The following is a 10,415-nucleotide window of genomic DNA, read 5'->3' on the forward strand; positions in this document are numbered from 1 at the left end:
ATGTCCACGCCCACCGCGTCGGCCGCGATCTGCTGGTAGATGCCTTCGGTGCCCTGGCCCTGCTCGCCCACACCGATCAGCACGGTGATGTGGCCTTCGGGGTCCAGCCGCACGGTGGCGCCGTCTTGCGAGGCGATGCGCGCGCCGCCCACGCCGTAGAACGCGGCGCTGGGGTTGGTGAGTTCGATCACCGTGGCAAAGCCGATGCCGCGGTGAATGCCCTGCTTTCGCAGCGCGGCCTGCTCGGCGCGCAGCGCGTCGTAGTTCATCAGCTCGCGCAGCTTCTTCAGGCTGGCCTGGTGCGAGAGGATTTCCAGCTTGATGCCCGAGATGCCGGCCGTGGGGTAGGCGTCGTCGGGAATCACGTTGATCTCGCGGATCTTCAGCGGGTCCATGCCGATCTTCTGCGCGGCCAGGTCCACCAGCGCCTCGGTCACAGCGCAGGCGATGGGGTGGCCCACACCGCGGTACTGGCAGGTGGGCGTCTTGTTCTGGAACACCACATTCAGCTTGGCGCGGTAGTGCTGGTGCTTGTAGGGGCCACCCACCAGGTTGACCACCTGGTTGCCTTCAATCGCACTGGTGCGCGGAAACATGGAGTACGGGCCAATGCCGGTGAGGTCGTCCATGTCGAAGCCGAGGATCTCGCCGTCGCGGTTGACCGCGATGCGCGCCTGGATGGCGTGGTGCCGCGCGTGAATGTCGCTGGTGAAGCTCTCCAGCCGGTCCGCCACAAACTTCACCGGGCGGCCCAGCATGATGGAGAGCGCCACGGTGGCGAAGTCGTCCGGGTACGCGTGCACCTTGATGCCGAAGGAGCCGCCCACGTCCTTGCAGGTCACGCGGATGGCGCTGGCCGGCAGGCCGAACTGGCGGCCATACAGGTCTTGCATCATGTGCGGCGCCTGGCACGAGTGGTAGACCGTGAGACGCTGCTCGGCAGGGCTCCAGTGCGCGATCTGCGCGCGCGGCTCCAACGTCACGCCGGTGTGGCGGCCGAATTCGAAGTCAATCGCGGCCACCACGTCGGCCTTGGCAAAGGCCTCGTCGACCTGGCCCACGTCCAGCGTGCGGGTGAAACACAGGTTGTCGCCCAGCTCGGGGTGGATCAGCGGCGTGTCCGGGTCCAGCGCGGTGAGCATGTCGGTGGCCGCGGGCAGCTCTTCCCAGTCCACTTCGATGTAGGCCAGCGCGTCTTCGGCCTCGGCGCGCGTCTCGGCCACCACGGCCACCACCGGCTCGCCCTGCCAGCAGGCGCGGTCCAGCGCCAGCGCGTATTGCGGCGCCGACTTCATGCCCGCCAGGTGACCCAGCGTGGCCACCCAGGGCTTGCAGACCTTGGCGATGTCCTGACCGTCGGCCACCAGCAGAACGCCGGGCATGGCACGGGCAAACTCGGCGTTGACCGACTTGATGCGCATGTGCGCCACCGGGCTGCGCCAATAGACCACGTGGGCCATGCGCGGCAACTCGATGTCGTCCAGGTACTGGCCCAGGCCCTGCGTCAGGCGCTCGATGCCGCCGCGCGGCACCGAAGCGCCGATGTAGCGCTGGTCGTCGTTGACCGGGGTCAGTGGCCGGCTGTGGTCCACGCCGGGTTCCAGGTTGACGGTGTCGCGCTTCATGCGGTGGCCTCCTTGCGTTGTTGCAGCACGTCGCAGATCGCGTCCACGATCGCGTGGTAGCCGGTGCAGCGGCAGTAGTTGCCCGAGATCCACTCGCGCACCTCGGTGCGGTTGGCGTGAGGCATCTGCTCCACCAGCTCCTTGGCCGCCATCAACATGCCCGAGGTGCAAAAGCCGCACTGCAGCGCATTGCGCCGCACAAAGGCCTCTTGCAGATCGCGGATGACGCCGGACTCGCTCAGACCTTCGATGGTCTGCACGCGCCCGCCGTCGGCCTGCACGGCCAGGGTCAGGCAGCCGCGCACGATCTGGCCATTGAGTTCGACGGTGCAGGCACCGCACACGCCGTGTTCGCAGCCGAGGTGGCTGCCCTTGAGGCCGAGGTCTTCGCGCAAAAAGTCCACCAGGTGGGTGCGCGGTTGCACGCTGCACTGGTGCGGCTTGCCGTTGACGGTGACTTTGATCGGGTACAGGTCTGCCATGGGGGTTCCTTGGGAGCTCAGGCGGTGGCGGCCGGGGTGGCCATTGCAGGGGCCGGGGTGGGCAACATGCGGTGCAGCAGCACACCGGCCAGGTGCCGTTTGGTGTCGGGGGTGTTGGTCAGGTCGGGCAGCGGGTCGATTTCGCTGCGCAGGCTGGCCACGGCCTGGGTCACGGTGGCCAGATCGAGCGCGCGACCTTCCAGCAGCGTTTCGGTCTGGCGCGCGCGCACCGGGGTGGCGTCCACACCCAGCAGCACGATGCGCAGGCCGTGCAGGGCATCGCCTTCGCGCCGCGCCGTGGCGGCCATGCCCACGATGGCGTAGTCGCCGTGGCGGCGCGCCAGTTCGCTGAAGCCGAACCAGTGATCGGCACCGGCCAGCGGGATCTCGCAGGCGACCAGCAGCTCGTCGGGTTGCAGCGCGGTGCTGTAGAGACCGGTGAAGAAATCGTCGGCGGCGATGCGGCGCTCACCCTTCGGGCCACGTGCCACGACGGTGCCGCCCAGCGCCAGCAGGCAGGTCGGCCACTCGGCGGCCGGGTCGGCGTAGGCAATGGAGCCGCCAAAGGTGCCGCTGTTGCGGATGGCGCGGTGCGCGATGTGCGGCGCGGCGGCCTTGAGCAACGGTGCGTGGCGCGCCACCAGCGGGCTGAACTCGATGTCGGTGTGCGTGGCCAGCGCGCCGATGCGCAGCGCGCTGCCCTGCACGCTGATGCCACGCAAGGCTTCGATGCCGGTGATGTCGATCACCAGCTGAGGCTCGGACAGGCGCATGTTCAGGGTGGCCATGAGGGTCTGGCCACCGGCGAGCAGGCGGGCGTCGTCGCCGTGCTGCTGCAGCAGCGCGATCACCTGGTCGATGGTGGCGGGTTTGACGTAGTCGAAGGCAGCGGCTTTCATGGAGCGGTCCTCAAGAGGTCAACAGGGAAGCGATCCACACACCGAAACCGGTGGAGAGGGATCCGAGCACGAACCACAACACGCGCACGCCTTCGCCGCTGGCGGCGGGCTGGGGTGCCTGAACCGTGCGCGGCACGAAGGCGGGCTGCGCTGCAACGGGCGCGGGGGTGGTCGCGGTGGTGGGTGCTGCCTCTGCGTGTTCCGCTTCAACCGTCTCGACCACCGGCGCACCGACCATCTGTTCGTTGAACGCTGTGAAGAACTGGTCGGCCATCTGCTTGGAGGCGGCATCGATCATGCGGCCGCCCACCTGCCCCAACTTGCCGCCGATGGCGGCCTGCGCGGTGTACCGCAGGCGCGTGCCACCGGCTTCGTCGGTGAGTTCGACGTTCGAGTGGCCCTTGGCCATGCCGGCCGCGCCACCCGAACCCTGGAAGCGCAACACGCAGCCCTCGTTGGGGCGGATGTCTTCCATGCGCACATGGCCGACAAAGCGGGCGCGCACCGGGCCGATCTTCACGGCCACGCGGGCGGTGCGTTCGGTCGGGCTGGTGGCCTCCATCGCTTCGCAGCCGGGGATGCAGCGCGTCAGGATCTCCGGGTCGTTCAGGCCTGCCCAGACCTTTTCACGCGGCGCGCCGATCAGGATGTCTCCAGTCAATTCCATGCCTTGAATCCTCGGGTTTTCACGGGTGTTTTTGTTTACCAGTCGGTTAACAATGGTACGAATCATTGACCGATCGGTAAATAGCGTGCGCATCCAGACAAACCCTGACACGGTGCAAGAAGACGAGCCGACAGCGCCGGACGCACCGGTGCGCCGTCGCATGGGCGTGGTCGAGCGCGAGCGTCAGATCCTGGACGGCGCGATCCAGTTCTTCTCGGTGCACGGCTTCAACGGGCAGTTGCGCGACCTGGCCAAAAGCATCGGCGTGACCCACGCCCTGCTCTACCACTACTTTCCCACCAAGCAGGCGCTGGTGGACCGCGTGTACCTCGAGGTGTTCGAAGGTCGCTGGCGCGCCGAGTGGGACGCCCTGCTCGACAACCCCGAGATGCCGGTGGAAGACAAGCTCACCGCGTTTTACTGGGAGTACGTCACGATCACGCTCACGCAGGAGTTCGTGCGCATCCTGGTGTTCTCGGGCCTGACCGACCACACCATCACCGACCGTTTCTTTGCCATGCTGCGGGTTCGCCTGTTTCCGCGCCTGATCCGCGAGACGCGCCGTTTTCGCGGTGTGGTCAGCCGCGCCAAGCCCAGCGAGCGCGAAATGGAACTGCTCATGGGCCTGCACGGCGGCTTTTTCTACATCACCATGCGCCGCTGGATTTATGCGCAGGACGTCTACAGCGAAAGCGCCCATGAGGGCTACGACGAACAACTGGTGCGCGACCGGGTGCGCGCTTACCTGAACGCCAGCCGCGAACAATTTTCCGACGCCACCGGGGCCGCGCGCAAGCGCCCTGCCCGACGATGACCCCGCCCTTTTTGATGAAACCGGTGTGGAGGCACCGGTCCCCTGCCCGCCCCGGCTGAACCTGCAGCCTTGACACCCACCGAGGAGACAACATGAAGCTCAAGAAAATTGCCTTTGCAACCCTGGTCGCCATGGGCGCCACCCTGGCGGTCGGTTCGGCCATGGCGCAGCAACGCGTCACGGTCAACATCGGCTCCAGCCATCCCACCACCAACATCTGGGCCTTCGCCATGAAGGAAGTGTTCCAGCCCGAGGTGGACCGCCTTCTCAAAGAAGGCGGTGCCAAGTACGAAGTGCGCTGGCGCGAGAACTACGGCGGCACGCTCTACAAGTTCACCGACACCCGCGCCGCTGTGCGCGACGGCATCGTGGACGTGGGCATGGTCGGCACGGTGTGGGAGAACTCCGCCATGCCGCTGCAGAACGTGACCTACTTCACCCCGTTCGCCACCACCAACCACGAGCAGCTCATCGAGATCTTCGACAAGCTCAACGCCACCGTGCCCGCCCTGCGCGACAGCTGGGCCGCCCAGAACATGGTGCCGCTGTCCTCGCTGATCACGGACAGCTACGACATCTACGCCACCTTCCCGGTGAAGGACATGGCCAGCCTGAAAAACAAGCGCATCAACGCGCCCGGCACCTCGGCCAACTGGCTGCGTGAAACCGGTGCCACCCCGGTGGACGGCGCGCTCACCACCTACTACACCAACATCCAGACCGGCGTGACCGACGGCGCGCTGTCGTTCGCCAGCGGCATCGGCCCGGCCCGGGTGTACGAGGTGGCGAAGAACCTCACGCGCATCGACATCGGCGCCATGTACTTCGGCAGCGTGGCGGTGAACAAGAAGGTGTTCGACGGTCTTCCCAAGGAAGTGCAGGAGGCCATGCTCAAGGCCGGCAAGGCCACGTCGATCGCGCACGGCAAACACGTCACCAAAACCGCCAACGCCGCGCTCGACACCATGAAGGCCGCCGGCCTGCAGATCACCGAGCTGCCTGCTGCCGAAAAGGCCAAGTGGGTCAACGGGCTGCCCAACATCGTGGCGCCCTGGCTGCAAGGCACGGGTGACGCCGGCAAGCAGGTGCTCAAGGCCTACTTTGACGAACTGCGCGCCCGTGGCGTGAAGCCCCTGCGCGACTGGGACCTGCAGAACCGCTGACCGGCCCCGGGCCGTCTTGTCCACCCGGCGATGCGCACGCATGGCCGGGTGGTGTTTCTTCCAGCCTTCACAGGTGACCTGTGCACAACGAACCCGACTTCGCCAGCGAAACCCCTGCGGTCGCCGGCCTCACCAACCCGCTGCAAGGCGTGGCCAACGTGCTCGCTGCCGTGGGTACGGTGTGGATTTTTCTCATGATGTTGCTGATCGTGGCCGACGTGCTCGGCCGAAATTTCTTTGACGCACCCATCACCGGCGTGGCCGAGTTCGCCGCCCGCTCGGTGGCTTCCATCGTCTTCCTGCAGTTGGCCGCGGCCGTCTGCTCGGGCCGCATGACCCGCAGCGACTTTCTGCTGCGCATCATCGGCAAACGCTCCCCCGCCGCCTTCAAGGCGCTGGAAGTGTTCAACGTTGTCGTCGGCGCCTTCCTCTTCTTCGCGCTCGCCTGGATCGCCTGGCCAGAGCTCACCGAGGCCATGAAGATCAAGGAGTATTTTGGCGTGCAAGGCGTGTTCACCGTGGTCACCTGGCCGTTCCGCGCCCTCATCGTGCTGGGCTCTGTGGTGGCCGCACTGGCCTACCTCGCCTGCATTCCTTCGCTGCTGCGCCAGCCCCCCTTCAACGGAGAACCCGCATGAGCGAACTGGCCCTGGGTGGGCTCCTCATTGGAGCTCTGGTGTTCTTCGTGCTGATCGGTCTGCACATCGCTGTGGCGCTGACAGCGGTCGCTTTCGCCGGCATCTGGCTGATCCGCGAAGACGTGGACATGGCCATGCGGCTTATGTACCTCTCGGCCTACAACGGCGTGGCCGACTACATCTTTGCCACCATCCCGCTCTTTGTGCTGATGGGGCTGCTGGTCTCGATATCGAACGTCGGCAAGGACACGTTTGACGTGGCCGAAACCCTGCTGCGGCGCCTGCGCGGCGGCCTGGGCGTGGCCACCGTGGCGGCCAACACCGTGTTCGCTGCCGTCACCGGCGTGTCCATTGCGTCGGCCGCGGTGTTCACCCGCGTGGCCGTGCCCGAAATGGTGAGCCACGGCTACCGCGCGAGCTTCGCGGCGGGCACCGTGGCCGGCAGCTCGGTGCTGGGCATGATGATCCCGCCCAGCCTGCTGCTCATCATCTACGGCGTGCTGGCCGAGCAGTCCATCGGCACCCTCTTCATCGCCGGCATCATCCCTGGCTTTGCCATGGCCGCGGCCTTCGCCGCCATGATCATGCTGATGGCCCGCTTCACGCCCGGCCTGGTGTTTGACCTGAAGCGCCAGGCCGAGCTGGCGGCCGAGCGCAGCACCGCACGCCTGCTCACCACGTCCGAAATGCTCGGCAAGCTGGTGCCCATCGCGGCACTGGTGGCGCTGGTGCTGGGAGGTCTGTACTCGGGTTTCTTCACGCCCACCGAAGCCGGTGGCGTGGGCGCGTTCGGGGCCTTCGTCATCGCCATCCTGCGGCGCAAGCTCGGCGGCGGCAACCTCTGGCGTGTGCTCACCGAAACCGGCGCGGTGTCGGTCGGCATCCTGATCCTGCTGGTGGCGGCGGGCTTCTACAGCCGCATGCTGTCGGTGGCCGGTGTGCCCATGGCCATCAGCGACCTGGTGCAGGACGCGGGCCTGGGCCCTTACGGCTTCCTGTTCCTGTACGTGGTGATCCTGCTGCTGCTGGGCATGATCCTGGACTCCAGCTCCATCCTGCTGATCATGACGCCGGTGGCGGTGCCCATCGCCGCAGCGCTCGACTTCAACCTGATCCACTTCGGCATCATCACCGTCATCGCGGTGGAGATCGGCCTGCTCACCCCGCCCTTCGGCATCTCGGTGTTCACCGTGAAGTCCACGCTGAACGATCCCAAGGTGTCGGTGGAAAGCATCTTCGCCGGCTCCCTGCCGTACGTGGGGGTGATGCTGGTGGTGTTGCTGTTGATTGCGATCTTTCCCATGATGGCGCTGGCGTTGACCTGAGCGGTCCGAGTAGACACACAGACCTTCGTTGTAGAAGGAGCGGCTCAGGTGGCCCGCAACGCAACGCCGTGCGCGGGATCCAGCTGGTAGCTCTGCACCTTGGGGTGGTTAACGACAAAGTTCCACATGTCTGCGTCGGATGCAAACGGCTCAAACCCATAGATCCGGTCCAGCTTGCGCACGACCTCCAGAAAGTACAGCGGCGTTGAATAGAAGCGGATGGCCGGATTCTCGGAGAAACGGCGTTGCTGTTCAGACGCAATCATCCAGAAAAGCGGTCTCCACCATGCATAGGAAAAATCGCATCGCTGGATGATTTCCGGGGCGTTCTGCCGACCGGTCAGCAACGTGAAGAAGTTGATGAGCTCGTCGAGCTTGTACCGGTCCTGCTGCTCCTGAAGCACAAACGCCTCGTAGCTTTTGCAGCGCGTGACTTTGGAAACTCTGGCCCAGCAGTCTGCCGGCAGTTTCAACTGTTCTGCGACAAAGAAGCGGCTGACCACAAAATCAAAGTACGGTTTGCTGGCAACAGACGGGATCAACACGCTCATGGACGCGTTTTTGACGCCCTGAAAATAATCGCTGCAGTAGATCTGAAAGAGATCGAGCACCGAGCGCTCATCTGAATGTGTCGCCATCTTCAAGCTGGCCTTGGCCATCTCGCCGTTGGCCACGGCAGTGTCACTGACGGCGCGCGCCGCCGCTGTGTTCGCCTGCGCGGTTTCCTTCAAGTCCTGCGCGGTCAAGGCCAACTCGCGCATTTGGATGTAGATCGTGATCAGCACACCCGCGCATGCCAGACCGGCGAACAGCGCATTGACGCTGCTGAAGATATCAGCCAGTGGCTGGCTGGTCAGGTTTCTGATGAATCCCGAGGGCGCTGACGCCCACCACCAAGCACCGACCCAGATGCCGATGATCAAAAACAAGACGGCAATCACCGTCAGCTTCCCCAGATCCAGCGTCTGGACTTTCTTGTCGTTCATGGTTGACTCCTGTTCATTCCAGATTTGAATCAGCTTCGGGCACGCCCGGCTCAGCCACCCTCGGAATCAGACGTCCACCAGGTCCAATTCCCGGGCAACGCCAACCAGCCCTTCCGTGGCCTCCACGGCCAAGCTGCCCAACACAGCGGCGGCAAGCGCGGGGTGAGTATCGGCCCATCCGTGCAGGACCTGAACATGAAGCGACAGCAGCACGCAGATCCTGTTGGCCATCGCACTCGCGGTGCGCGTTGCGCGTGCAAACGCAGGGCTTCCAACCCGAGCCAGGTGCCCGTGTTTAGCACAGCTGGGCACTTCTGGCGCTGGCTCCGGAGGTCGGGCCGCCTTCGCGCCTGGGGGCCCAGCGGCTCGGCGGACAACCTCATTGCCAAATACGCACCAATCCCGCCAATTGGAACCAGCCCTGCTGTGCGCCTCACCCATCTCCGTGTGAAGTCCAGCAGGTCCGCCAAAGAGGCCTCGAAGGTTGAACTGCAGCCCATCTGGCTGCGACCCACCGGACACCTCAGACCAAGCCTCACCGGGCGCCTGTGGTGCGGCCTCATGAGGCCTCTGTGCTCAGAACCCACGCACTCCACCTGCGGTAGGTGCTCGCGCAGCGCATTCCCAACCATGGCACAGAAAACAATGACACCCAATCCCGTGTCTCAGGTCATCGTGGGCGACTCCGCTACATCGGCTTCAATATCCCCAAGGCTTACCCCGCACCGTCATGCTGCTCCGCTGTAAAGTGAACGGGCGCGAAGTGACCTTCGCCCGCACCAGCGCCACAGCGATGGCCTTGCGCACTGCCGCGCCTCCTCGTGCCCTCGTGGACTTCTTCGAGTTAACTGCAGCGGGCAGCACAGGCGGCGCTTTCATCGCCAGCCTGGACTTCCCCTCCATCCCAGCAGCGGGCACTGCGGACCTCACGGTGGCCATACAGGGCGCCGAGCTGAGTGACATCGCTTCCTTGGGACGCTCAAGCAACATCCCTCTTGGGGTCCCACATCAGGTCTTCGTAAGCGCCCAAGGCGCTGTCACGGTGCGTAGCGAGAGGGCGGGTTAACTTAAAGGTTCGTTACAGTTGCGCTCAATCCCCAACCACCCGCCGCACGATGCCTGACTCAAACAGCCTTGTAGATGTTGCTGCCTTGTTCGTTGCGGGCTGCGCACTCGTCGGAACCCTTGCCAATGACCGAGCGAATCGAGTCCACAACAGGATTTCAGTGCGTCCGAAGTTGTCAGTGACCACGGACACGCGCCAAACCACTACCGATGGCAAGCTCATGCTTCACGTGTCGGCAGTTCTACGAAACACTGGGCTTGGGCCAGCCACCATTCATCGGTACCTTCTGCTGCTCGACGGCCAGCCGAAGAAAGTGGAGAGCGTCAAAGGCCTGCGGGACTTGTTGGAAACGCTTCCGATAGGTACAGGACTCGGCAACGACATCCACTTCACCTACCTGCGCCCTAAGCATGTTCTCGCGTTTGACGAGAAGGTGAACATCGGAAGCTTCAGCTTGCCCGACCCACCCCCAGACATCGAAGCGATGTTGGAACGCATCGGGCTTCTGGTGGAGTACGAGTCGATGTACGGGGAAGTTGACGTGTACGACAGCCGGATGCACCTTGACACCGCCCTGACTGCACCTTGGTACCGCCGCGGTGCACTTGCACGCCGCAAGCTGTACCCATGATGTACCTGTGCCCCAAAAATAAAACCCCTGGAAGACTTGAAAATCAAGTACTTGCAGGGGTCGATAAATTTTGGGGTGGCTGATGGGGCTCGAACCCACGACAACAGGAATCACAATCC

The 10,415-nt window shown here is 64.6% G+C and carries 11 protein-coding genes; 5 read left to right on the forward strand and 6 right to left on the reverse strand.

Features of this window, described 5'->3' with window-relative positions:
* The 4 genes from Q1W68_RS07490 to Q1W68_RS07505 form a co-directional block, all read right to left on the reverse strand.
* Window positions 1-1,625 (reverse strand): xanthine dehydrogenase family protein molybdopterin-binding subunit (locus Q1W68_RS07490; protein ID WP_300716018.1); only part of this gene is annotated, 1,625 nt, incomplete at its 3' end.
* Window positions 1,622-2,107 (reverse strand): (2Fe-2S)-binding protein, encoded by a 486-nt coding sequence (locus Q1W68_RS07495; RefSeq protein WP_300716019.1) that lies wholly within the window; start codon window positions 2,105-2,107, stop codon window positions 1,622-1,624. The genes Q1W68_RS07495 and Q1W68_RS07490, both read right to left, overlap by 4 nt.
* 17 nt (window positions 2,108-2,124) lie before the next feature.
* On the reverse strand, window positions 2,125-3,006 hold the full coding sequence (locus tag Q1W68_RS07500; RefSeq protein ID WP_300649426.1) for a xanthine dehydrogenase family protein subunit M: 882 nt from the start codon (window positions 3,004-3,006) through the stop codon (window positions 2,125-2,127).
* Between the two features lie 10 nt (window positions 3,007-3,016).
* A complete protein-coding gene (locus Q1W68_RS07505; RefSeq protein ID WP_300716020.1) occupies window positions 3,017-3,673 on the reverse strand; it encodes a carbon monoxide dehydrogenase subunit G in 657 nt (218 codons plus the stop codon).
* Window positions 3,674-3,758: 85 nt separating this feature from the next.
* Here Q1W68_RS07505 and Q1W68_RS07510 point away from each other — a divergent pair, with 85 nt between their 5' ends.
* The 4 genes from Q1W68_RS07510 (at window position 3,759) to Q1W68_RS07525 (ending at window position 7,613) form a co-directional block, all read left to right on the forward strand.
* Window positions 3,759-4,487 carry a TetR/AcrR family transcriptional regulator gene (locus Q1W68_RS07510; RefSeq protein WP_300649428.1) on the forward strand — a complete coding sequence of 243 codons (729 nt, stop codon included), beginning with the start codon at window positions 3,759-3,761 and terminating at the stop codon, window positions 4,485-4,487.
* Window positions 4,488-4,579: 92 nt separating this feature from the next.
* Window positions 4,580-5,650 carry a C4-dicarboxylate TRAP transporter substrate-binding protein gene (locus Q1W68_RS07515; protein WP_300716021.1) on the forward strand — a complete coding sequence of 357 codons (1,071 nt, stop codon included), beginning with the start codon at window positions 4,580-4,582 and terminating at the stop codon, window positions 5,648-5,650.
* A gap of 80 nt (window positions 5,651-5,730) precedes the next feature.
* Window positions 5,731-6,288 (forward strand): TRAP transporter small permease, encoded by a 558-nt coding sequence (locus Q1W68_RS07520; RefSeq protein ID WP_300716023.1) that lies wholly within the window; start codon window positions 5,731-5,733, stop codon window positions 6,286-6,288.
* Entirely contained in the window at window positions 6,285-7,613 is a 1,329-nt protein-coding gene (locus tag Q1W68_RS07525; protein ID WP_300716024.1) for a TRAP transporter large permease subunit, read from the forward strand. The genes Q1W68_RS07520 and Q1W68_RS07525 overlap by 4 nt, the downstream gene beginning before the upstream one ends.
* 44 nt (window positions 7,614-7,657) lie before the next feature.
* Here the strand turns inward: Q1W68_RS07525 and Q1W68_RS07530 are convergent, their stop codons facing one another.
* Both Q1W68_RS07530 and Q1W68_RS07535 read right to left on the reverse strand, forming a co-directional pair.
* Window positions 7,658-8,599: a hypothetical protein gene (locus Q1W68_RS07530; protein ID WP_300659547.1), complete on the reverse strand. Its 942-nt coding sequence runs from the start codon at window positions 8,597-8,599 to the stop codon at window positions 7,658-7,660.
* A 66-nt stretch (window positions 8,600-8,665) separates the two neighbouring features.
* Window positions 8,666-8,830: a hypothetical protein gene (locus Q1W68_RS07535; RefSeq protein ID WP_300659549.1), complete on the reverse strand. Its 165-nt coding sequence runs from the start codon at window positions 8,828-8,830 to the stop codon at window positions 8,666-8,668.
* 1,013 nt (window positions 8,831-9,843) lie between these two features.
* Here Q1W68_RS07535 and Q1W68_RS07540 point away from each other — a divergent pair.
* Window positions 9,844-10,296: a hypothetical protein gene (locus Q1W68_RS07540; RefSeq protein ID WP_300659551.1), complete on the forward strand. Its 453-nt coding sequence runs from the start codon at window positions 9,844-9,846 to the stop codon at window positions 10,294-10,296.
* Window positions 10,297-10,415: the final 119 nt, after the last annotated feature.

It is taken from the genome of Hydrogenophaga sp. (assembly GCF_030158645.1).
GTDB lineage: Bacteria > Pseudomonadota > Gammaproteobacteria > Burkholderiales > Burkholderiaceae_C > Hydrogenophaga.